General features: G+C 57.4%; 24 protein-coding genes and 1 pseudogene. 18 read left to right on the forward strand and 7 right to left on the reverse strand.

The genetic code is table 11. The features are described from left to right. On the forward strand, positions 1 to 1,404 hold the full coding sequence (locus M2119_RS04655) for an aldehyde dehydrogenase family protein (protein WP_280803788.1): 1,404 nt from the start codon (positions 1 to 3) through the stop codon (positions 1,402 to 1,404). Positions 1,405 to 1,534: 130 nt separating this feature from the next. Continuing rightward, the gene (locus M2119_RS04660) at positions 1,535 to 2,938 is read left to right on the forward strand and encodes an aspartate ammonia-lyase (RefSeq protein ID WP_280804455.1); all 1,404 of its coding nucleotides are present in this window, start codon (positions 1,535 to 1,537) and stop codon (positions 2,936 to 2,938) included. Here M2119_RS04660 and M2119_RS04665 read toward each other — a convergent pair. Continuing rightward, positions 2,935 to 3,432: a DUF6328 family protein gene (locus M2119_RS04665; RefSeq protein ID WP_280803789.1), complete on the reverse strand. Its 498-nt coding sequence runs from the start codon at positions 3,430 to 3,432 to the stop codon at positions 2,935 to 2,937. The two genes, M2119_RS04660 and M2119_RS04665, sit on opposite strands and share 4 nt — an antisense overlap. 26 nt (positions 3,433 to 3,458) lie before the next feature. Between M2119_RS04665 and M2119_RS04670 the strand changes: the two genes are divergently transcribed. Together M2119_RS04670 and M2119_RS04675 are read left to right on the forward strand one after the other, a co-directional pair. Then, positions 3,459 to 3,983, forward strand: a complete 525-nt coding sequence (locus M2119_RS04670) for an adenine phosphoribosyltransferase (protein WP_280803790.1) — start codon at positions 3,459 to 3,461, stop codon at positions 3,981 to 3,983. 9 nt (positions 3,984 to 3,992) lie between these two features. Then, complete coding sequence (locus tag M2119_RS04675; protein ID WP_280803791.1) at positions 3,993 to 4,823, forward strand: aldo/keto reductase; 831 nt, start codon at positions 3,993 to 3,995, stop codon at positions 4,821 to 4,823. 3 nt (positions 4,824 to 4,826) lie between these two features. Here the strand turns inward: M2119_RS04675 and M2119_RS04680 are convergent, their stop codons facing one another. After that, entirely contained in the window at positions 4,827 to 6,098 is a 1,272-nt protein-coding gene (locus M2119_RS04680) for an APC family permease (RefSeq protein WP_280803792.1), read from the reverse strand. Between the two features lie 25 nt (positions 6,099 to 6,123). Between M2119_RS04680 and M2119_RS04685 the strand changes: the two genes are divergently transcribed. Further along, a complete protein-coding gene (locus tag M2119_RS04685; RefSeq protein ID WP_280803793.1) occupies positions 6,124 to 6,498 on the forward strand; it encodes an FKBP-type peptidyl-prolyl cis-trans isomerase in 375 nt (124 codons plus the stop codon). 3 nt (positions 6,499 to 6,501) lie between these two features. Beyond that, a complete protein-coding gene (locus M2119_RS04690; protein WP_280803794.1) occupies positions 6,502 to 7,188 on the forward strand; it encodes an alpha/beta hydrolase in 687 nt (228 codons plus the stop codon). On the opposite strand, the gene M2119_RS04695 is transcribed toward M2119_RS04690, so the two are convergent. From M2119_RS04695 to M2119_RS04705, 3 genes are all read right to left on the reverse strand, one after another. Beyond that, a complete protein-coding gene (locus M2119_RS04695; protein WP_280803795.1) occupies positions 7,185 to 7,406 on the reverse strand; it encodes a DUF167 domain-containing protein in 222 nt (73 codons plus the stop codon). The genes M2119_RS04690 and M2119_RS04695 overlap by 4 nt on opposite strands. A gap of 2 nt (positions 7,407 to 7,408) precedes the next feature. Further along, a complete protein-coding gene (locus M2119_RS04700; RefSeq protein WP_280803796.1) occupies positions 7,409 to 7,798 on the reverse strand; it encodes a DUF805 domain-containing protein in 390 nt (129 codons plus the stop codon). Positions 7,799 to 7,882: 84 nt separating this feature from the next. Next, positions 7,883 to 8,245: a DUF805 domain-containing protein gene (locus M2119_RS04705; protein ID WP_280803797.1), complete on the reverse strand. Its 363-nt coding sequence runs from the start codon at positions 8,243 to 8,245 to the stop codon at positions 7,883 to 7,885. A gap of 212 nt (positions 8,246 to 8,457) precedes the next feature. On the opposite strand from M2119_RS04705, the gene rpsO reads away from it, so the two are divergent. The 7 genes and pseudogenes from rpsO to M2119_RS04740 all read left to right on the forward strand — a co-directional run bounded on the left by rpsO (position 8,458) and on the right by M2119_RS04740 (position 15,715). Next, entirely contained in the window at positions 8,458 to 8,727 is a 270-nt protein-coding gene (gene rpsO / locus M2119_RS04710) for a 30S ribosomal protein S15 (protein ID WP_110233811.1), read from the forward strand. Positions 8,728 to 9,062: 335 nt separating this feature from the next. Further along, positions 9,063 to 11,309: a polyribonucleotide nucleotidyltransferase gene (locus tag M2119_RS04715; RefSeq protein WP_280803798.1), complete on the forward strand. Its 2,247-nt coding sequence runs from the start codon at positions 9,063 to 9,065 to the stop codon at positions 11,307 to 11,309. Positions 11,310 to 11,473: 164 nt separating this feature from the next. Then, positions 11,474 to 12,487, forward strand: a complete 1,014-nt coding sequence (locus M2119_RS04720; RefSeq protein ID WP_280803799.1) for an aldo/keto reductase — start codon at positions 11,474 to 11,476, stop codon at positions 12,485 to 12,487. Between the two features lie 45 nt (positions 12,488 to 12,532). Beyond that, the gene (locus M2119_RS04725; RefSeq protein ID WP_280803800.1) at positions 12,533 to 13,915 is read left to right on the forward strand and encodes a M16 family metallopeptidase; all 1,383 of its coding nucleotides are present in this window, start codon (positions 12,533 to 12,535) and stop codon (positions 13,913 to 13,915) included. 4 nt (positions 13,916 to 13,919) lie between these two features. Continuing rightward, on the forward strand, positions 13,920 to 14,522 hold the full coding sequence (locus M2119_RS04730; protein ID WP_280803801.1) for a histidine phosphatase family protein: 603 nt from the start codon (positions 13,920 to 13,922) through the stop codon (positions 14,520 to 14,522). Between the two features lie 9 nt (positions 14,523 to 14,531). After that, positions 14,532 to 15,333 (forward strand): annotated as a pseudogene (gene dapB / locus M2119_RS04735) (4-hydroxy-tetrahydrodipicolinate reductase); the annotation flags it as partial. Beyond that, positions 15,266 to 15,715 (forward strand): tetratricopeptide repeat protein, encoded by a 450-nt coding sequence (locus tag M2119_RS04740; RefSeq protein WP_280803803.1) that lies wholly within the window; start codon positions 15,266 to 15,268, stop codon positions 15,713 to 15,715. The pseudogene dapB and the gene M2119_RS04740, both read left to right, overlap by 68 nt. On the opposite strand, the gene M2119_RS04745 is transcribed toward M2119_RS04740, so the two are convergent. After that, on the reverse strand, positions 15,712 to 16,215 hold the full coding sequence (locus M2119_RS04745) for a M23 family metallopeptidase (protein ID WP_280803804.1): 504 nt from the start codon (positions 16,213 to 16,215) through the stop codon (positions 15,712 to 15,714). The two genes, M2119_RS04740 and M2119_RS04745, sit on opposite strands and share 4 nt — an antisense overlap. Before the next feature lie 67 nt (positions 16,216 to 16,282). Then, a complete protein-coding gene (locus M2119_RS04750) occupies positions 16,283 to 17,878 on the reverse strand; it encodes an MFS transporter (RefSeq protein ID WP_280803805.1) in 1,596 nt (531 codons plus the stop codon). Between the two features lie 216 nt (positions 17,879 to 18,094). Between M2119_RS04750 and rpsB the strand changes: the two genes are divergently transcribed. The 5 genes from rpsB to M2119_RS04775 all read left to right on the forward strand — a co-directional run bounded on the left by rpsB (position 18,095) and on the right by M2119_RS04775 (position 22,306). Beyond that, the gene (rpsB, locus tag M2119_RS04755) at positions 18,095 to 19,012 is read left to right on the forward strand and encodes a 30S ribosomal protein S2 (protein WP_280803806.1); all 918 of its coding nucleotides are present in this window, start codon (positions 18,095 to 18,097) and stop codon (positions 19,010 to 19,012) included. Positions 19,013 to 19,048: 36 nt separating this feature from the next. Further along, a complete protein-coding gene (gene tsf, locus M2119_RS04760) occupies positions 19,049 to 19,876 on the forward strand; it encodes a translation elongation factor Ts (protein ID WP_280803807.1) in 828 nt (275 codons plus the stop codon). Between the two features lie 128 nt (positions 19,877 to 20,004). After that, the gene (gene pyrH, locus M2119_RS04765; protein ID WP_280803808.1) at positions 20,005 to 20,718 is read left to right on the forward strand and encodes a UMP kinase; all 714 of its coding nucleotides are present in this window, start codon (positions 20,005 to 20,007) and stop codon (positions 20,716 to 20,718) included. A gap of 34 nt (positions 20,719 to 20,752) precedes the next feature. Beyond that, positions 20,753 to 21,307, forward strand: coding sequence for a ribosome recycling factor (gene frr / locus M2119_RS04770; RefSeq protein WP_280803809.1), 555 nt, complete (start codon positions 20,753 to 20,755; stop codon positions 21,305 to 21,307). A gap of 24 nt (positions 21,308 to 21,331) precedes the next feature. Beyond that, positions 21,332 to 22,306 (forward strand): phosphatidate cytidylyltransferase, encoded by a 975-nt coding sequence (locus tag M2119_RS04775; RefSeq protein WP_280803810.1) that lies wholly within the window; start codon positions 21,332 to 21,334, stop codon positions 22,304 to 22,306. Positions 22,307 to 22,324: the final 18 nt, after the last annotated feature.

Genomic DNA, 22,324 nt, shown 5'->3' on the forward strand with positions numbered 1-22,324 from the left:
ATGACCGCCTTGACCAGTGCCACTGCTGCTGCACAACTCGTTGCCTCTGTGCGCGATGTCTATGCCACGGGACGCACCACCAAACGTGAATGGCGCGTGGAGCAACTCAATGCACTGCGTCAGATGGTGACGGATAACGAGGAGCTCATCGAGAAAGCCCTCTTCAGTGATCTAGGCAAGAGTGCGACTGAAGCTCAGCTCACTGAAATCGGTATTGTCCTGGGCGACATTGACTACGCTCTCAAGAATCTCTCGGACTGGCTCAAGCCCCAGAAAGTTTCGGTGCCTTTAGCAGCACAACCGGCCAAGGCCTTTGTGGTCAGCGAACCTCTGGGCGTTGCACTGATCATTGCGCCCTGGAACTATCCCATGCAGCTCCTTCTGGCGCCTTTGGTAGGCGCTTTGGCGGCCGGTAATGCTGTGGTTCTCAAACCCAGCGAACTCGCACCTGCCACCTCGGAAGTGATGGCCACGCTCATTCCGGTCTATCTCGATTCTGAGGCGGTTGTCGTTGTGGAAGGTGCCGCACAGGAAACAGGGTGGTTGCTCGAGCAAAACTACGACCACATTTTCTACACCGGCAATGGCCGCGTGGGCCGAATCGTGGCCGCGGCAGCTGCGAAGAATCTGACTCCCCTCACGTTGGAGCTCGGCGGGAAGTCACCGATTTACATCGATGACACCGTGGATCTCGAAGCAGCCGCTGAACGTATTGCGTGGGCAAAGTATTTGAACGCCGGTCAAACCTGCGTGGCACCGGACTACATTCTGGCCACTGCTGAGGTGCAGCACGAACTGGAGGCTCATCTCGTCGCGGCCATTGCCGGTTTGTATGGTGCAGATCCCATGAATTCTCCCGACTACGGCCGGATTGTGAACGACCACCATTTTGCCCGCGTGAGTGCCTATTTGGCTGACGGCCGTGTTGTTGCTGACGGTCAACCCCATGCTGCATCGCGCTACATTCCGCCCACGGTGTTGGCGGATGTCCGTCGCGATGCACCGGTGATGCAGGAAGAAATCTTCGGGCCCATTTTGCCCATGGTGACCGTGACAGATCTCGAGGACGCCATTGCGTTCATCAACTCGCGACCCAAGCCACTAGCGCTCTATGCCTTCACAGAAAACACCCTCGTGCGCCGAGTATTTACCGAGCGCACAAGCTCCGGCGCTTTGGCGTTCAACGTGGCCATTCTCCACCTCAGCGTGCCCGGACTGCCTTTTGGTGGCGTGGGGGAGAGTGGCATGGGTGCTTACCGTGGCAAGCGTTCCTTCGACACCTTCAGCCACGAGAAAGCCATCCTGGCTAAGCCGCTCAAGCCGGAGACACTTGCACTGATCTTCCCGCCGTTTACCGAACGTAAAAAGAAACTGATCAAGGGTTTGCTGCGCAAACTGAGCTAGCCCCCCATCAACCTGAAAAGGCAGAGATTTCGTGTCTGAACCCACCACCCCCTCGACCACACCCATCGACACCTTGAGTCTGTCGTCGACAGATCAGGTCGGTAACTTCTCGGGCAATGCTCAAATCCCGATGAACCCTGCGGCCACACGGACCGAGAAAGACTCCCTGGGCACCATGGACGTCCCTGCCGATGCCTACTGGGGTGTTCACACGGCCAGAGCCCTCGAAAACTTCCCGATTGCCAAGCGACCCATTTCGGTTTTTCCTGAGCTCATCGTGGCATTGGCCTGCGTCAAGCAGGCTGCTGCCCGCGCAAATGAAGAAATTGGCGTGCTGAGTAAAGAAAAAGCAAAGCTGATTGATCGGGTCTGCCAGGAAATCATTGATGGGGCGCTGCACGACCAGTTCGTCGTGGGCGTGATTCAAGGTGGTGCAGGAACCTCCACCAACATGAACGCCAATGAGGTTATAGCTAATCGCTGCCTGGAGATCATGGGTTATCCCAAGGGTGCCTATGAGCACATGCATCCCATTGATGACGTGAACAAGTCTCAGTCGACCAATGACACCTATCCCACGGCCGTCAAGCTTTCCTTGGCATTCTCGCTGCCACATCTGCTTACCGAACTCGGGCTACTCCGAGATGCCTTTTATGGCAAGGGTGAAGAGTTCAAGCACGTGCTCAAAGTTGGTCGCACCCAACTCCAAGATGCAGTTCCCATGACGTTGGGACAAGAGTTTCACGGCTTTGGCACCACACTCGGGGAAGATTATGATCGCCTGACTGAAACGGTCTGGATGCTCAGTGAAATCAACCTCGGTGCCACCGCAATCGGCACCGGCATCACCGCAGACCCTCGGTATCGCGAGGCAGCCGTGCGACACCTTGCTGTGATTTCGGGACTCACTATTACCAGTGCCCCCGACCTCATTGAGGCAACCAGTGACGCGGGAGGATTCATGTCCTTCAGTAGTGCACTCAAGCGTTCGGCAATCAAACTCTCCAAGATCAGCAATGACCTGCGTTTGCTCTCCTCAGGGCCCCAAGCAGGTTTGGGTGAAATTAACCTCCCTGCCCAGCAAGCAGGATCGTCCATCATGCCTGGCAAAGTGAACCCGGTCATTCCCGAGGCGGTCAGCCAGGTGGCCTACGCCATCGCGGGCAACGATGTCACCGTCACCATGGCCGCAGAAGCCGGACAACTCCAACTCAACGCCTTTGAGCCTGTCATTGCTTATTCGCTGCTGCAAGGCATTAGCTGGCTTGCACAAGCCTGCATGACCTTGAGAGTGAACTGCGTGGAGGGGATTACTGCCAATGTGGAACGCCTCGACGGCATGGTTGCCTCCAGTGTGGGCGTCATCACCGCCCTGATTCCATTTATCGGTTACGGCCCCGCTGCTGAACTGGCCAAGCAGGCGCTGAAGACGGGTCGCCCCGTGGCTGATCTCGTCGTCGAGGCCGGGTTGATGACTCGTGAAGATGTGTTGCGGGAGCTCTCACCGGCGAAGATTTCCGGAATGGACGCCTAAGAACCTTTCGGCAGTTTTTTCAAGACTGCCAGCGGCATCGCCATCCAGATGGTGGCGATGGCAATCGCGGCACATGCCCCACCGATAATGCCGGCAGTGTTGCCCAGCACCACATTGAAAATCAACGCAACGGTGCCGGCAAGCACCAAGCCGACCAGTACCAGAGTCAAACGCAGCAAAACCTGTGTAATCGCCACCACGCGTGCCTTCGCACCCGGGTGGCCAAAGAGGATGCGGTGGAAACTCACGGGGGCAATAGCCAAGACGGTGGCCAGCGTGGCGGTGATGACAAGTGTCAAGTACAGGTTGCGTTCAATCACACTAATTGTGCTGAAAGAAGGCTGGAAGCTCAGGGTCAACAAGAAACCCATCATGATTTGGGTACCAGCCTGGGTGACACGCAGTTCGCTGAGTTGTTCGGTCCAGCGACGTTCGAGCCGGTCCAGCGCAGATTCACTTTGTTCTGGATCAATCGAGGGCACGTGGTTCGTCATGTTCCCAGCCTAGCTAGGCTGAAACTATGACTACCGCGACCGATGTTGTGATGCAGCGCATGCTGACAGTTCCAGATTTTCCCTCCGCAGGGATCCTGTTTCGGGATCTCACCCCTGTCTTTGCTCACGGGGCTTCCTTTCGCTCCGTCGTGGACGGACTGATTGAACCTTTCGTGGGGGAGTTTGACGCCGTGGCCGGACTGGAAGCCCGAGGCTTCCTGCTGGCGGCCGCTGCAGCCATTGATGCAGGGGTGGGGGTATTGCCGATTCGCAAGGGAGGCAAGCTCCCCGGTGACATCATCGGAGAAACCTACGACCTGGAATATGGCACGGCGACACTCGAAGTGAATCCTGTGTCTCTTCCTGCGGGTTCACGCGTGCTGGTGCTTGATGACGTGCTCGCTACCGGTGGCACGATCGAGGCGTCCGTCTCGCTGATCGAACGTGCCGGGTGGTCCGTGGCCGGAATTGCCGTCGTGCTGGAACTTGAAGCTCTCGGCGGTCGTCAGCGCCTTGCTGGGCGCGAGATTCATTCTCTCGTCTCCCTCTAGGCTGACCTCATGACAATTCCCTCCCTGACGCTCAACGATGGTCTCGAGCTGCCCGCTATTGGCTTGGGTACCTACAAGCTCACCGGCCAAGATGGCATTGACTCGATCGTCTCTGCCCTGCATGCCGGATACCGTCTCATCGACTCGGCCACTTTGTATGGCAACGAGGTTGAAGTCGGTCAAGCCATCGTGGAGTCAGGTATTCCCCGCGAAGAGATTATCGTCACGACCAAGTTGCCTGGTTCCGGGCACGGCTTTGACGAAACCATGGCCGCATTTGAGTCGTCCCGTCGCGCGCTGGGTCTCGACGTCATCGACCTGTACCTCATTCACTGGCCTAACCCCAGTGTCAATCGCTACCTCGATTCTTGGGAAGCCATGGTGGAACTTCAACAAGATGGCCTAGCGCGCAGTATTGGTGTGTGTAACTTCACCGAAGAATTCCTGAACCGCATTATCGATGCCTCTGGTGTGGTGCCGTCGGTGAATCAGATCGAACTCCACCCCTATTTCCCTCAGGCCCAGATGCGTGCGGTGCATGCCCAGCTCGGCATTCAAACAGAGAGCTGGAGTCCACTCGGCAAAGACGACAAGATCCGTCAAGAACAGCTCATTACAGATCTCGCAGCGAAAAAGAACATCACTCCAGCACAGCTCATTCTGCAGTGGCATGTTCAACTAGGAACGATTCCGTTGCCCAAGTCAGCTGATCCAGATCGCCAGCGCAGCAACCTCGATTGTTTTGACCACACGCTTAGCGACGAGGAAATGGCTTCCATTTCTTCCCTCGAGCGTGGACGTTTGTGGGGCGGAGATCCCAACACTCACGAAGAGCTCTAGGTCCTAGCTCTCCCGAGCTTTCTTTGTGGCGAGACGGCGCTTCACCACGGTCACCAGGAGCGACACCACGACCACGGTGACGGGGAACAACACATTCGGCCCGTTCAACACGAGCAACAAAATGGTCATCGCGAGGGCAACAACGGCGATCCACCAATCAAAGCTCCAGCGCGGGAAGATCAGCACCGCTGCGGCCATGCCCAACACATAGATGGCCACCATGGAACTGAGGTGAATGGGGATCAGGCTGAGTAATTGGAAATCCTGCGCGAACAAAATCCCAAAGAACACGATGGAAATCACCAGGGAGAGCAACAAGCTCCTCCGGGGAATGACATCTGGCTCAGCACCCTTGGCAAAGTAGCGGGGGAGGTCGCCATCGCGGCCTAGAGATGCGCCGAGCTTCCCAATAGCTGCGAGGTAGGCATTCAGAACACCCAGCGACACGATGGCAGCAATGCTGGCAATGACGATGGCCCCGGCTCGGGGGGCGGTTTCGTTCACCAGCGTGAGCAGTGGGACACTGCCTTCGCCAGCAGACTCGCCCAGCACGCCGATGGTGACCCACTGCAATGCCAAATACGCCAGCCCCACAATCACGAGGGCGATGCCCGTAGCAATCGGGATAGTCCGACGAGGATTCTTAAACTCTGCGGCAATGTGGGTACCCACTTCCCACCCAGCAAAGGCCCAGACAAACAAGCTGATGGCCATACCAATACCCACCCAGCCGTGGGGCATGAAGGGGGTGAAGTGCACGGTTTGAACTGCCGGTGCGCCATAGGAAATAACGCCCACGACCACCACAACAAGAAGGGCACTGAGGCCCAGCTGAACCCAGCCGGCCACTTTCACGCCAAACAGATTGAGCGTGAATGGAATGATGAACAGCGTCGCAGCAACGTAGGGAAGGAGGGAGCGATCTGCGCCGGTGATAGCGACGACATACTCTGCTCCCATGACCGCTACGACGGGCTCCCCGGCGGCCACGCCGAAGTAGAAAAGATACCCGGCCACGCGTGCCCAGGTGTTGCCCATTGATGTGCGCACATAGCTGGCCACACCGCCTGAATCGGGATACCTCGCAGCAAGCGCAGCAAAGGTGCCTGCCAGGGGAATGGAGAGCACAAAGATGATGGCGACAGAGAGAACAGAAGCCGGTCCCGCCACCTGGGCTGCCAAGCCAGGCAGGACCAAGATGCCCGTCCCCAGCACGCTGGCGATATAGAGGGCAGTTCCCTGGGCAATGCCCAGTGTGCCCTTGTGTTCGCTCACCTGCACAGTCTGCCAGAATTGATTCATGACTGAACACAACCTCACGAAGCCAGAAATTGACGCACCTATGGGTGACGCTCCTTCTGAGCTCACCATTACAGACATCGTTGTTGGCGATGGAGCAGAAGCAACTCCCGGTGCCACCGTTGACGTGCACTACGTCGGTGTGGAATACGAAACCGGTGAAGAGTTCGATGCTTCCTGGAACCGTGGCGAATCCATCAACTTCCCCCTGCAGGCCCTCATCTCGGGTTGGCAGGAAGGCATCCCCGGAATGAAGGTCGGCGGACGCCGCATGCTGGTGTGCCCACCTCACAAGGCATACGGTCCTGCAGGTGGCGGACACCGCCTGTCGGGCAAGACTCTCATCTTCGTCATCGACCTGCTAGGCGTGAGCTAAACAGTGACATTTCCTGCCATCGACAGCACCGCTGTGCGGTGGTCAGTACCACGCGAGAAGGTCGCCAGCGCTCTGGCCGAACGTCCGTTGCTCATCATGATGCACGGCTACGGCTCGAACGAGGGCGACCTCTTCTCGTTGGGGCAGCACTTGCCCCAACAGTTTGTTATTGCCTCGCTTCGTGCACCCCTCCAAGCTGGTCCCGGCTACGCCTGGTTCCACATCGACTACGACGCGGAGAATGCATCACTTCGTCGCGATATCAAGGAGATCACCGCGTCGACACATCAGTTGATTGCGTGGATCGATGAACTCGATTCTGAAGTGGGTGGTCTGGGAGACGTTGCACTTCTGGGATTCTCCCAGGGTGGCGTCATGCTTACTCAGCTTTTCCGCCACCAGCCTGAACGCTTCGCGGCGGGAGTGTTCTTAGCCAGCTTCGCGGTCGAGGACACTACCGAAGGCGGTTCAGAACGTGATCAGGCGCTCGCCGATGTTCTGCCTCCGCTATTTTGGGGACGCGATTCCCAAGATCCCGTGATTACTCCAGACCTCATTGATTTCTCGAGAAGATGGCTCCCCGAGCATTTCGATCTCGACGCTCGGCTCTATCCTCACGTTGGTCACAGTCTTTCGCTCGAAGAAATTGAGGATGCGGCAGCATTCTTGAGAAAAAACGTCACGGGCTAGAGGTCGATCTCGACCTGCTTGATCCGAGCAGTGTGACCGCGCACCACGCTCACGCGTGACTTTGCCACACCGAAGTGCTGTGCGAGAAGTGCAATGACGCCCTCGTTAGCCGCGCCATCGATGGCCTTCTCCCGCACGAACAACACAAGTTCGTCACCCACTTCTTCAACAAGTGGGCCTTTCGTGCTGCCGGGTTTCACCCGGACGACCACGCGCACGTTTACGTGAGGGGCTGGGGGCCGTATGCGTTGGAACCAGGGTTACTGGGCTGCAGCATGAAGATCAACTCAATCAGGCCGCCCAAGCTGGGGATCAGAAAGAGCAGGAAGAACCAGCCAGACAGGCCTTGGTCATGCAGGCGGCGTATAGTCACCGTGATGGTGCCCAGCCATAAAAACAGCGCAATCGCTCCCGCTGCGATGAGGAAGGGCAGCAGGGCCCAGACATCTTGTGCCTGAATCAACATGGCCACCATCACGATGGGAAGAATGGTGACGAGCTGAACAATGATGACAAACAGAATCCAGTACCAATACTCCGAACGAGGCGCCCGGCCAGCAACTTTGGTGGACTGTGAAAAGACGGACTGGACTGATTCTGCGAAGGTCATAGTTCTATCTTTGCTTATCTCGGAGTGCTGAGGAAAGAAAACTGCCCCTCACCTGTCGGTAAGGGGCAGTTATTGAAATGCAGGTTATGCGCCCTTGGGGTTTGCGCCGAAGCGGTTGTTCCCGGGGTCGCTGTCCTTGACGTACCAGACGAGCAGGAAGATCCAGCCGACGAGTGGGATCAATCCGAACAGGACGAACCAGCCCGACTTGTTAATGTCGTGCAGGCGGCGAACGGAGTATGCCAGCGAAGGAAGGAACAGGCCGAGACCGACAATCACGGTGAGGATTGCGAAGAAACCTTCCGTGTTTCCCCCGGTGAACAGGTTCAAGACAAAGCTCACGATGGCCTGGAAAAGGGTCCAGTACCAGAAACCCGAGCGGCGGGTGCGGCCCTGGAAGTTGACGTAGTTAGCAAAACCAAACTTGATGGATTCAAAGAATTTCATGATGAATCTCCTTACTTTCTGAAGTTGTGGAATTCACAACTGTCGCGTTCAGGTTACTCCCGGGAGGTAAACAACCCGGGAAGAAGTGGTTATTGGCGTGCCAACCCTCTGCTAATCTAAACAGGTTGCCGTCTAACGGCCGCGGATTAAGAGAGCTCAGACATCAGGTCATGGGCGCCGCGCAACGAGGTACTAAGAAAGGGGATCCCCACATGGCACTTGAAGCAGATGTCAAGAAGGCGATCATCGACGAATACGCAACTCACCCCGGTGACACTGGATCTCCTGAAGTTCAGGTTGCTCTTCTCACCAAGCGCATCAAGGACTTGACCGAGCACCTCAAGGAGCACAAGCACGACCACCACTCACGTCGTGGACTGCTGCTGCTCGTTGGTCAGCGTCGCCGTCTTCTCGGCTACCTGTCCGATGTCGACATCACTCGCTACCGTAAGCTCATCGAGCGCCTCGGTCTGCGTCGCTAGTCGAATACAGACACTTCAACAGAAGCCACCCTTCGGGGTGGCTTCTGTGGTTAACCACAGTTCTTAACCTGACATTCACCTTCGAATCACAGCCTTCATGGGCTTATCGAGGGTTTTGAGGTACTCTGGAAGAAGAGCAGGCAGGCAGTTCGCTGGTCTTCGGTGGTGGTTTACCAACAGATGTTGGTGGATTTCTACTGGTGGCCAGCACGAAGTCTGATACTCGTGCTACGTATGTCCGTGTTTGACGGGCTTCGTTCTGCCTTGCTTCGCTCCGGATGTATGAGTCGGAACCCACACGGGGTAACGACGATAAACAAAGGAGAAAGACCTTAATGGAAGGTCCAGAAATCAAATTCGCCGAAGCCGTTATTGATAACGGTAAGTTCGGTAAGCGCGTCGTCCGTTTCGAAACCGGACGCCTCGCACAGCAAGCACAGGGAGCCGTTGCGGCATACCTGGATGAAGAAACCATGCTGCTTTCCGCGACCTCGGTCAGCAAGCAGCCTAAGGATAACTTCGACTTCTTCCCCCTGACCGTAGACGTTGAAGAGCGCAGCTACGCAGCGGGCAAGATCCCCGGATCGTTCTTCCGTCGTGAAGGCCGTCCCTCGACCGAGGCCATCCTGGTCTGCCGTCTGATCGACCGCCCCCTGCGCCCTTCCTTCGTGGATGGTCTGCGTAACGAGGTTCAGATCGTTGTTACCGTGCTCTCTATTGCTCCTGGTGAGTTCTATGACGCACTGGCAATCAACGCTGCGTCGGCATCGACTCAGATCTCTGGTCTGCCTTTCTCCGGTCCTATCGGTGGTATCCGTATGGCCCTCATCGATGGTCACTGGGTGGCATTCCCCACCGTTGACCAGCTCGAAGACGCAGTCTTCGACCTCGTTGTTGCCGGTCGCATCGTTGTCGACAAGGACGGCAAGGAAGATATCGCCATCATGATGGTGGAGGCAGAAGCAACCGAAGGTAGCTGGAACCTCATCAAGGCTGGCGGTATCAAGCCCGACGAGGCCATCGTGTCTCAGGGTCTCGAAGCATCCAAGCCTTTCCTCACCTCGCTGATCAAGGCTCAGGAAGAGCTCGCACGTCAGTCGGCTAAGGAAGTTCAGGACTACCCCGTCTTCCTGCCTTACTCTGACGAGCTCTACGCAGCTGTGAGCGACCTCGCTCTGGCTGACCTCGAGAAGGTCTACCTCATCGCAGACAAGATCGAGCGTCAGAATGCTGACGACGAGGTCAAGGCTCGCGTCAAGGAAGCCATCGTGGCTCAGGTTGAAGCAGGCAAGCTCGACGAGGTTGCGCTTAACCAGTTCGGTGCTGCCTACAAGTCGGTCACCAAGAAGGTTGTTCGCGGACGTATCCTCACCGAGGGTGTTCGTATGGACGGCCGTGGTTTGCGCGACATCCGTGCGCTGGATGCTGAAGTTCAGGTTATCCCTCGCGTTCACGGTTCAGCTATCTTCCAGCGTGGAGAGACCCAGATCATGGGTATCACCACCTTGAACATGTTGAAGATGGAACAGCAGATCGACTCGCTGTCTCCGATCACCTCGAAGCGCTACATGCACCACTACAACTTCCCCCCATATTCCACCGGTGAAACCGGTCGTGTGGGTACGCCAAAGCGCCGCGAAATCGGTCACGGCTTCCTGGCAGAGCGTGCGCTCGTTCCCGTGCTTCCTGCACGTGAAGAGTTCCCTTACGCCATCCGTCAGGTTTCTGAGGCTCTGGGCTCCAACGGTTCGACCTCGATGGGTTCGGTCTGTGCATCGACCCTGTCGCTGCTCAACGCTGGTGTTCCCCTGCGCGCACCAGTTGCAGGTATCGCGATGGGTCTGGTTTCTGACCAGGTCAACGGTGAGACCCGCTACGCAGCTCTGACCGACATTCTCGGTGCAGAAGATGCTCTCGGCGACATGGACTTCAAGGTTGCGGGTACATCCGAATTCATCACCGCGATTCAGCTCGACACCAAGCTCGATGGCATTCCTGCCTCCGTGCTCACTGGTGCGCTGACTCAGGCGAAGGAAGCTCGGACTGCAATCCTCGCTGTGATCAACGCAGCGATTGATGGTCCCGACGAGATGGCACCTACTGCTCCTCGCGTGATCAGCGTGCAGATTCCTGTCGACAAGATCGGTGAACTCATCGGTCCTAAGGGCAAGACGATCAACACCATCCAGGACGAGACTGGTGCAACCATCTCGATCGAGGATGACGGAACCGTCTACATCGGTGCAACCGATGGTCCTTCGGCTGAAGCAGCTCGCGCACAGGTGAACGCCATTGCGAACCCCACCAACCCTGAGGTTGGCGAGCAGTTCCTCGGTACCGTTGTGAAGCTTGCAACCTTCGGTGCGTTTGTCTCCTTGCTTCCGGGCAAGGACGGCCTGCTGCACATCTCTGAGGTGCGCAAGCTCGCTGGTGGCAAGCGTGTAGAGAACGTTGAAGACGTTCTCTCCGTAGGCCAGAAGGTTCTCGTCAAGATCACCAAGATCGATGACCGTGGCAAGCTTTCGCTGGAGCCCGTTCTCGAAGGTGACGATGCAGCGGCTGCCGAAGGCGGCGCTGAGTAACACTCACTCCACGACGAATGCCCGTTCCACCTTGCGGTGGGGCGGGCATTCTCGCGTTTCTGGGGGACAGAACTTCCCCTCGGCGGGGGACATCTCAGGCATCTTCGCTAGACGAATGGTCTGTCGTAACATTGCTGTGACATTTATGTTCTATCGTCAGAAATATGAGCGGGGAAGCTACTGAATTCACACCCGGGGACACAGGTCCCGTGGGTTCAGATGCTGATGTCCGCCGGATCGGTTCGAGTGACCTTTCGGCCTATCCTGTTGCGCTCGGCGGGGCAGTATTTGGCTGGACGCTCCCCAGTGGCCGCTCGACAGACATTTTGGACCGTTTCGTTGAACTCGGTGGCTCTCTGGTGGAGACTGCTGACTCCTATTCTTCTGGAATGTCAGAGCAAATCATTGGCAAGTGGATGCGCGAGCGCGGCAACCGCGACAATGTCATTCTGGCCACCAAAGTGGGTCGTCACGCAGAAAACCCCGGCCTCAGCCGTCAGAGCATCCTGGGTGCTGTGGAAGCATCGCTGGAGCGTCTCCAAACCGATCACATTGATCTGCTCTATTTTCACGCCGATGACCTCTCCGTTTCTCTGGAAGAGAGCTTGTCCACGGTGGAGACGCTGATTCAAGCAGGCAAAGTGCGTTTCATCGGCGCATCCAACTTCACCGCTGATCGCTTGCTTGAAGCACGTATTGCTGCCGGAACGGGTCTGCCTCGGTTTGAGGCGGTGGCCTTGGAATACAGCCTGTTGCGCCGCGACATAGTGGAAGGCAACATTGCTCTCATGGCGCAAGCACAGGGCATGTCTGTCATGCCCTACTTCGTCCTCGCCAATGGTTTCCTGGGGCGCCACCGCAATATTAAGAGCTTCAACCCCTCTGACACCCGCGCACGTCGTGCAGCACAGCACGGTGGCCGTCACGGCACCCATGTGCTGCGCATTTTGGACAACATCGCCATGACCCATGGCGTGGATATTTCCACCGTCGCCTTGGCGTGGGTGCTGGCACGTCCGGGCGTGGGAATTCCCTCGGTCGGGGTGGAGTCCTTGCGTGAACTGGAAGCCCTTATGCATGCCCCGGAGGTCCAACTCAGTCGGCACCAGCTCGCAGAACTGGATAAAGCATCTGCAGATCACACGCGGAATTGGCTTCCTACCCGCAGCAAAGCGTGACTCTCAACCTCCTGGTCAGTGGAGTGCTCTAGGCTTATGCACCGTATGAGTAACCCAATCGCCTTTCCCCTCGACCAGCCCGAGCTTGAATTTGTGGCATCCGGTGATGCCCTTGTTCGTCGGAGTGTGCTTCCCTCGGGCGTGCGCATCTTGACCGAACGCGTGCCCGGTGCGCGCAGTGTCACCCTCGGGTATTGGGTGGCCGTGGGGTCACGCGATGAGTTCCCGGCAGAGTCGGCCCACGATGGTCTTTCTGCCCACCCTGCGAGTTTGGGTTCTACCCACTTCTTAGAGCACCTCTTGTTCAAGGGAACGCCATCGCGCACTGCGCTCGACATCGCCATTGCATTTGACTCGGTCGGTGGTGAGCACAACGCTGCCACTGCGAAGGAATACACCTGCTATTACGCCAAGATCCGCGACAGTGATCTCCCCATGGCTATCGAGGTAATGAGCGACATGCTCACCTCGAGCCTGATCGATCCAGACGAATTCGAAACCGAACGCGATGTCATTCTCGAAGAGCTCGCGATGGCAGAGGATGACCCCTCTGATGTTGCCCAGGAGCGATTCTTTGAAGCTGTGCTGGGGGAACACCCACTCGGCCGGCCTATTGGCGGAAGTCCTGAGACGATTCGTGCCGCCACGCGCGAGGCGGTCGTGGCGCACTACCAGGCGAACTATCGCCCCAATGATCTCGTGATCACCGCAGCAGGTTCCTTGAATCACGAGGACATCGTGGCGCAGGTTCAGCGCACACTCGAAACTGCAGGCTGGGACTTAAATATCGAGGCAGCCCCGGTTCCGCGCCGCGATCGCACCCCGGTCCTCATTACCCAGGGCACGGCACTTCAAGTGATCGAACGTCCCATTGAACAGGCCAACATCATGTTGGGTGTTCCGGGCATTGTGGCGACCGATGAGCGCCGCGTCGTGCAGACCGTCATGAATGCCATCTTGGGGGGCGGAATGTCCTCACGCCTCTTCCAAGAAATCCGAGAAAAGCGTGGATTGGCGTATTCCGTGTTTTCTTTTGCCTCCTCGTATTCGGATGCGGGCGCTTTCGGCTTATTCGCAGGAACCTCGCCTAAAAAGGCTCCGGAGGTTGCTGAATTGTTGCTTGCTGAATTCCACAAACTTGCCCAGCACGGTGTCACTGCAGATGAGCTGACCCGCGCCTATGGCCAACTGGCCGGTGGTTCCGCATTGGCGCTGGAAGATACCGATACGCGGATGTCTCGCCTGGGGAAGGCAGAGATTTCATCCGGTGAGTTCATTGACTACGACGCGGCACTGACGCTGCTTGATGCTGTCACCGTCGAACGTATTCAAGATTTGGCGCAAGAGCTCGCTGGGGGAGATCTATCCCTGGTCTCGGTCGGCCAGGCAGACGCAGACGCGTTATCGCGTATTCTTTCCCGGGGGTAATTTTATGGCACACAACATTATTTTGGTTCGTCACGGCGAACAGCTCGATGCCGAACATGGCGTCATCGATGGTCCGCTGTCACCTCGGGGCGTTGCGCAAGCACAGGCCTTGGGGGCACGTCTGGCAGACGTGGAGTTCTCCCACATCTGGCACTCGCCTCTCGAGCGCGCCTGGGAAACTGTGCGCGTTCTGGGGGAGCAGCTGCAGGGAGTAAGCACAGAGCCCTCGGCGTTGTTGATGGATTGCATTCCGTCCGGGAAATCTGCGGAAACCCCGTCCGCTTTTGATCCCTTCTTCGGTTCCGTCTCTGACGTAGATATTGAAGCAGGGTCGGCTCAGATGGCTGACGCCGTGGCAGAGTTCCTTGCCCCCGGTCGTCAGGGAGAAACAGACCTCCTCGTCACGCACAACAATGTCATCGCCTGGTTCGTTCGGGAAGCACTCGGCGCACCGGAATGGAAGTGGGTCACCCTCAACCAGGCAAACTGTGGCATCACCGTGCTGCAGCAGCGCCCAGGGCGCCCGTGGACGCTCGTTTCGCACAATGATCTGGGCCACTTGCCCGTTGAGCTTCGGACGGGTATTCCAGACGCTTACACGATCTAGACTTATCAGGTGACTACTACCGTTGCTGTTGTGGGCGCCTCAGGAAAACTGGGCTCGCTCGTCTGCCGTTTGATTAATGAATCCTCCGACTTTGAGCTGGTTGCTCAATTGGGGTCTCAAAGCGACCTTGCTGAAATGCTGGTGGCGGACATTGTCGTAGATGTATCCCTGCCCTCCATCAGCCGCAAGGTGCTCGAGTTTGCGGTGGAGAACGGCAAGTCGATCATGATTGGAACCTCCGGCTGGTCCGCTGAGCGCATCAACCTGGTTGAGCCTCTGATCAATGCACACCCTGAAGTCGGTGTCATCTTCATCTCGAACTTCTCGCTCGGGTCTGCCCTCTCTGCCCACCTGGCCACCGTGGCTGCCAAGCATTTTGATTCCATTGAGATCATCGAAGCTCACGGGATTCACAAGGTTGACTCACCTTCCGGCACGGCAGTGAGCACAGCTGAGCGTATCGCCAAGGTTCGTGACTCAGATGTTCTTGCTCCTCACGCCGATCAGCGTGCACGCGGCCAGCTAGTGTCGGGAATTCCCGTGCACTCCCTGCGCATGGCCGGGGTTGTGGCCAAACAGGATGTCGTCTTCGGTGGCAACGGTGAAACCGTCACCATTACTCACACCACCCTCTCTGACCGCTCCTATGAAGCGGGCATCATGGCTGCCATTCGTGCACTTCCTGGGCTTCAAGGCAAAATCGTCGGTCTTGACCGCGTGATCAGCCTGAGCTAGTCGTCGCCATGAAGCGCGCACTTCTCTCAGCTCTGCTGATGGCCGCCCTGCTGGGCCTCTATTTGTGGGCTGCCCTCTATCAGGGCATTGTCATGATCAGCACCGGTGTTCCGGTTGCCATCGTGATGGGTGTTGCCCTGATTGTGCTGCCGTTAGCGGGTGGGTGGGGACTGTGGCGCGAGCTGTCCTTCGGTTTTGCCAGCACCAAACTGGGGAAACAACTCGAAGCTGAAGGTTTAGCTGAGGAAGAAAACCTGCCTCATCGTCCCAGTGGTCGCCCCATCCGTGCAGATGCTGATAAAGCTTTTCCTCGCTACGCCGAAGAAGTGGACAACAACCCCGAGAGCTGGCGTGCCTGGTTCCGTTTGGGTGTTGCCTATGACGCCTCGGGGGACCGCAAGCGCGCGCGTGCTGCGATTCGGAAAGCAATTGCCTTGAACAAGGTCAATCCGGCCTAGTCCCAGGGTAGTAAGACTGCTGCTGGCACGATGCTGAGCATCGCCAGTGGGGAGAGGTAGTTCTCTCCTTGCCGGGCACCCATGTGGACACAGGCGCAATGAGGCCCCTCAGTTAGGAGGCCAATAACTTGGCCTCTGCTGATGCTGTCGCCTTTCTGGACGAGAGCCTCAACAGGTTCAAAAGTGGAGAGAACACCCCCGTGATCTACGGACAGCACAGGGCGATCCACCACCCAGCCGGCAAAGTGCACCACGCCATCGGCCGGGGAGAGTATCTCTGTGCCTGGTTCTGCCACGAGGTCGATACCGCGGTGACCGCGGGAGTAGGCGCTGGTAGGGGCGCTGTAGTCACGAGAGATGGTGTGCGGGCCAGCAACAGGCCATGACCAACTTCCCGAGCGAAGTGCCTGTGCTGAGGAGTGTTGCAGGCTGAGCAGGACCGTCACGCTGAGCAAGCTCGTGGCGAGTATTCGGGTTATCCAGCTCTGAGGTTTCTGCATGTACAGAGCATGAGTGATTCTTGCCCTGTGACGTCAGTTCAGCAACGAACTGGGGACAAGCTGGCAGCTATTTCACTGTGGTGGACTGCTGGGCGTATTCCGCATAGAGCTCGCGCTCTCGGTTGCGCTTGGGGAAGAAGGAGAACGTGATAATGACACCAATGGCCATCACGATAATTCCTGACAGATATGCCCAGTCCGCCCCGGAGAGGAAAGAGTCCTTCGCAGCCTGCACGATGGCATCGCTGTATTGGGGATACTGCTTGGCGAGGTCTTCAGCGCTGCCGAAGCTCTTTTTGAGCGCAGAGCTGACATCACTGGTGATGAGTTGTTGTGTTGCAGCAGGGGCTCCTGCGATGGCGGTGGCAATCGCGGCGGCATATCCGGCACCCAAAATGGCACCCAAGAGTGACTGCATGATGGAGCCACCGAGGTCACGCTGCAGATCACCGGTTCCCGAGGCCATCCCCACCTTGGTCACCGGCACGGAATCGGTGAGGGCGTGAGAGGCAGGAGTTCCTGCAAAGCCCACCCCGCCACCGATCAGGATGTAGCTGATGGCCACGATGGACAGCGGCGTGTGAACATCCCAGCCCAGATACATCACGAGGAATCCAGCCATGCAGATCACGAAGCCCACCAGCAAGGTGATGCGTGAGCCGTAGCGTTCAATCATGCGGCTGGAGAACGGAGCAACGATCACCATCGTGATGGCGCAAGGCAAAATGGCTGCGCCTGCTTCCAGGGTGTTGTAACCCAGAACATTTTGTAGGAATTGTTGTCCGACGAACATGGCACCCATGAGGGAGCCAAAGACGATAATGCCGGATACCGCCGCCACCCAGAACGGTGGCCGAGCGGCATACTTCAGGTCAAAGAGGGGCTCATGTGCTCTTTTCTGGCGCCAGAAGAACAGCACACCACTGACCGTGGCTGTGACCAACATGGTGATCGCGATATCGAGTTGACCATCGAGGGCAATGTAGTTAATGCCCAGGACCAGGGAGCCAATGAAGATGGCCGAGAGCACACCACCGAGATGGTCAACCTTGTCGGTGGTTTCGTTGACGTGACCGGGCACCAGCTTGGCCACCAGAAAAATCGCCACGATGGCAAAAGGCACGGCAATGAGGAACGAATAGCCCCAAGGCAACACCAGCAGGACTGCACCTGCGAGCAGGGTGGAAGAAGCAGACATCGCGGCACCAATGGCAGACCACAGCGCGATGGCGCGCGTTCGGGCGGGCCCTGACCACAGTGCGGTAATGAGTGCCAACGTGGTGGGATAAGCCATACCGGCAGCAAAACCACCGATGAGGCGGGAGATCGCCAGCATCTCGATAGACGTCGACATGGCAGACATGAAGGCCGCTGGAACGCCGATGATCAGACCGGACATCAGCATCATCTTGCGGCCGAAACGGTCACCCAAAGCGCCCAGATAGAGCACCGTTGCCGCAAGACCCAGGGAGAAGCCCACGGCGACAATGTTGAGGCCAGCTTGCGAGGCACCCAAGTCCCGGCCAATATCGGGCAGCCCAACATTCGCCACAGCCAAGTTCATGTTGGCCACACCCGCACCCAGAATGAGCGCCGTCAGCACCAATCCGGCCTTGGCCGGGGAGGTGCTGGGCGGAAGTGCGAGGGGGGAAGAAGATGCCATACCCCTATCTTGCCTGTTATGCTGGGGATGCACTCCATTTATGGGGTGACTTCGCGTGCCCATCACGTATGACAAAACCCTTCGGTCGAAACTGAGCAATCATTTTCGCGGGAATTGCATCGGGCACTAGGGCGAGAACCAACCGGTCCTCGCGACATAACCGCAAGCGGTATGAGTTGTGCTGTGCACAAAACATACCTAGAAAAGGAGATGGCCATGGCCGTCGTCACAATCCGCCAGCTGCTCGACAGCGGCGTTCACTTTGGACACCAGACCCGTCGTTGGAACCCGAAAGTAAAGCGTTTCGTTCTTGCTGAGCGTTCCGGTATCCACATCATCGATCTGCAGCAGTCGCTGGCTCACATCGACAACGCCTATGACTTCGTCAAGGAAACTGTTGCTCACGGTGGATCCATCCTCTTCGTAGGAACCAAGAAGCAGGCTCAGGAGACCATCCTCGAGCAGGCAACCCGTGTAGGCCAGCCTTACGTCAACCAGCGTTGGCTCGGTGGCCTCCTCACCAACTTCAACACCGTCGGCAAGCGTCTTGCTCGCATGAAGGAACTCGAAGAGCTCGACTTCGAAGACACTGCAAAGAGTGGCTTCACCAAGAAGGAACTGCTCATCAAGAAGCGCGAGCTCGACAAGCTTCACAAGAGCCTCGGTGGTATCCGTAACCTGACCAAGACCCCTTCGGCGATCTGGGTTGTTGACACCAAGAAGGAGCACCTGGCTATCCAGGAAGCGAAGAAGCTTGGTATCCCCGTTATCGGTATCCTCGACACCAACTGTGACCCTGACGAGATGACCTACCCCATTCCCGGTAACGATGACGCCATCCGCTCCGTTGCACTGCTGACCCGCATCATTGCGGACGCAGCTGCAGAGGGTCTGATCCAGCGCCACCAGAAGCCTGCTGAGGGTGAAGCTGCAGAGCCACTTGCTGAGTGGGAGCGCGAACTCCTCGAAGCTGGTGCACCTGCTGCTGAGGTAGCAGTTGAGGCTGCTGTTGTTGAGGCAGTTGCAGAAGTTGTCGCAGAAGAGGTTGTTGCTGACGCAGCAGCTGAAGAAAAGCCTGCTGCGAAGAAGGCTCCTGCAAAGAAGCCTGCTGCCAAGAAGCCCGCAGCAGAATAATTTCCCACTTTCAAGCCTTAATTAGGAGCTAGAACTATGGCATCTTTCAGCATGGAAGACCTCAAGACCCTGCGCGAGCGCCTCGGCACCGGCATGGTCGACACCAAGAACGCCCTCACCGAAGCAAACGGTGACATGGAAAAGGCAACCGAGATTCTTCGTCTCAAGGGAGCAAAGGGTAACGCGAAGCGTGCCGACCGCTCCACCAGCGAAGGACTCGTTGCAGCCAAGGAAGAGAACGGCACCGCAACCATGATCGAGCTCGCCTGCGAGACCGACTTCGTGGCAAAGGGTGACAAGTTCGTTGCACTCGCAGCGAAGGTTCTCGACGCAGTATCTGCAGCTGGTGCAACCTCGGTTGACGCAGGCCTCGCAGCTTCTGCAGGTTCGCAGACCGTGGCCGAACTCATCGCAGATGAGGCAGCTATCCTCGGTGAAAAGATTGAGCTTCGTCGTCTCGCTGCCTTCAGCGGCGACGCATTCTCCATCTACCTCCACCAGACCAGCCAGGACCTTCCTCCTCAGGTTGGTGTCGTTGTGGCATACACCGGTAGCGATGCAGAGACCGCTCGTGCCATTGCACAGCACATCTCCTTCGCTGACCCTGTCTACCTCAGCCGCGCAGATGTACCTGCAGAGGACATCGAAAAAGAGCGTGCCATCGTTACCGAGATCAGCCGTAACGAGGGCAAGCCCGAAGCGCAGCTGGAAAAGATCGTGGACGGTCGTATCTCCGCCTACATCAAGCAGATCGCTCTGCTTGAGCAGGAGTACTCACGCGACAACAAGTTCAAGGTTCAGCAGGTTCTGGACAACGCTGGTGTCACCGTGACGAGCTTCGCTCGTTTCAAGGTTGGCGCATAGTCGTTCACAACGTGAAAAGAAGCCCGGTCCGACATGGATCGGGCTTCTTTCATGTGTGCCGTCTGTTATCACGCGGTTGCACACAGTAAATTGGTAGTGAGCACCACCGCTGTTAACGAAGGAAACTCATGCCGACACACACCCGCCGCCGCGTTCTGCTCAAGCTTTCGGGTGAGGCTTTTGGTGGCGGGGGACTAGGTGTGAACCCGGATGTGGTCAGTGCGATCGCGCGGGAAATCGCGGCAGCCTCCGAACAGGTCGATATCGCCGTCGTTGTCGGTGGCGGTAACTTCTTCCGCGGAGCTGAGTTGTCGCAGCGGGGCATGGATCGTGCTCGTGCGGACTACATGGGCATGCTGGGAACCGTCATGAACGCTCTCGCCCTGCAGGACTTCCTCGAGCAGGCTGGCGCTGCAACACGTGTGCAGTCGGCGATTGCGATGAGCCAGGTCGCTGAACCGTATCTTCCCCTGCGTGCCATTCGTCACTTGGAAAAAGGTCGCGTCGTGGTCTTTGGTGCCGGTGCAGGTCTGCCCTTCTTCTCCACGGACACCGTTTCCGCACAGCGTGCTCTGGAGATTCACGCCGACGAGGTCCTCGTGGCCAAGAACGGTGTTGACGGTGTGTACACCGCAGACCCCAAGACCGACCCCACCGCTGAAAAGCTTGAGACGGTCACTTTCCGTGACGCCCTCAAGCGCGGACTGAAAGTTGTCGATTCGACCGCATTTAGCCTCTGCATGGATAACAAGATGCCCATGCGCGTGTTCGGGATGGAGCCTTCTGGCAACATCACCAAGGCTATCCTGGGCGAAAAAATCGGCACACTCGTCACCAACTAGACTGACATTCTGAACTAACTTTCAAGGAGTTACCGTGATTGCGGATGTATTGGCAGATGCCACCGAGCGTATGACGAAGGCTGTCGAGGTCGCGAAGGAAGATTTTTCGAGCGTTCGCACCGGCCGCGCCAACCCTGCCATGTTCCAGAAAGTCATGGTCACCTACTACGGCAGCCCCACCCCACTTGCTCAGCTGGCCTCCATGCAAAACCCTGAGGCTCGTACCCTGCTCATCACCCCGTTTGATAAAACCGCACTGCGGGACATCGAGCAGGCTTTGCGCGATGTGCCCAACCTGGACGCAAACCCCACCAACGATGGCAACGTCATTCGCCTCAGCCTGCCTGAGCTCACCGAAGAGCGTCGCAAGGAATACGTCAAGATCGTGAAGACCAAGGGTGAAGATGCCAAGGTGTCTCTGCGTAACATTCGTCGCAGCGCCAAGGATGCCATTGACGGTTTCAAAGGTGAGCTCGGCGATGACGAGCGTGCACGTGGAGAGAAAGAACTCGAAGCCATCACCAAGAAGTATGTGGACGCTATCGATGAAGCGCTCAAGCACAAGGAAGCTGAACTTCTCAAGGTTTAGTTCCTGAGCTCAGGCACTGCTCTCATGACGGAGAACCCCGATCGCGATGAACACAGCCGGAGAAATCCAGCTGGTGAACTTCATGCGCAATTTCGCGCCACGCGCGCGGATTTTGAACGCCAACTCGAGGCCAGGCGTCTCCAGTTCGAGAAAACGAACGAGCGCATCAAGCAAAAGTCGGGTCGTAATCTTCTGGGCGCCATTGGTATTGGGGTCGTGCTCGGCGGACTTCTGCTGCTGAGTTTGTTGGTCAACAAAGACCTGTTCATGCTCTTTGCCGCCGTCCTGCTCGGTATTTCCTCTGTGGAACTCGCGACTGCACTCCACGCGATGGGGCGCCGTGTTCCTCGCATCCCCTCGGCGGTAACAGCTGTTGTGGCTGTTCCCGCTGCGTATTACTTCGGGATTCTGGCCGCCATCGCGGTCGTGATCGTGGGAACGCTGGTGGTTACCCTCTGGCGTGCAGTAGAAATCACCCGTGGCTATCACGCCGTGGCTGAGGTCAGTCTGCGAAAAGACTTCTTGGCTGCTGGTTTTGTGCAGCTCTATGTCACGTTGCTCGGTGCTTTTGCCGTGGCCTTGGTCGCCCAACCAGAGGGGCAGTGGTGGACGCTGGCTTTCCTCATCATCGTGGTCTCCGTTGATACCGGGGCTTATGTCAGCGGTCTGAATTTTGGCAAGCATCTCATGGCGCCCAAGATAAGCCCCAAGAAAACGTGGGAAGGCTTTGCTGGCGCGGCACTGGCGTCCATCATTGCGGCAGTGCTGCTGAGCCTGTTTATGTTGCACCAACCTTGGTGGTTTGGTCTCATTCTGGGCCCCATCATTTTGGTCACGGCCACGCTGGGTGACCTCGGTGAATCTCACATCAAACGCACAATTGGAGTCAAGGACATGAGCTCGTGGCTAGCTGGTCACGGTGGATTCCTTGATCGCCTCGATTCAATCCTGCCGTCCGCGCTGGTGATGTATCTGCTCTATATCCTTGTTGTGCACTAAGCCACAGCTTTCTCTGAA

Origin of the sequence: Aurantimicrobium minutum (assembly GCF_029894165.1) — a bacterium.
Classification (GTDB): Bacteria; Actinomycetota; Actinomycetes; order Actinomycetales; family Microbacteriaceae; genus Aurantimicrobium; species Aurantimicrobium minutum_A.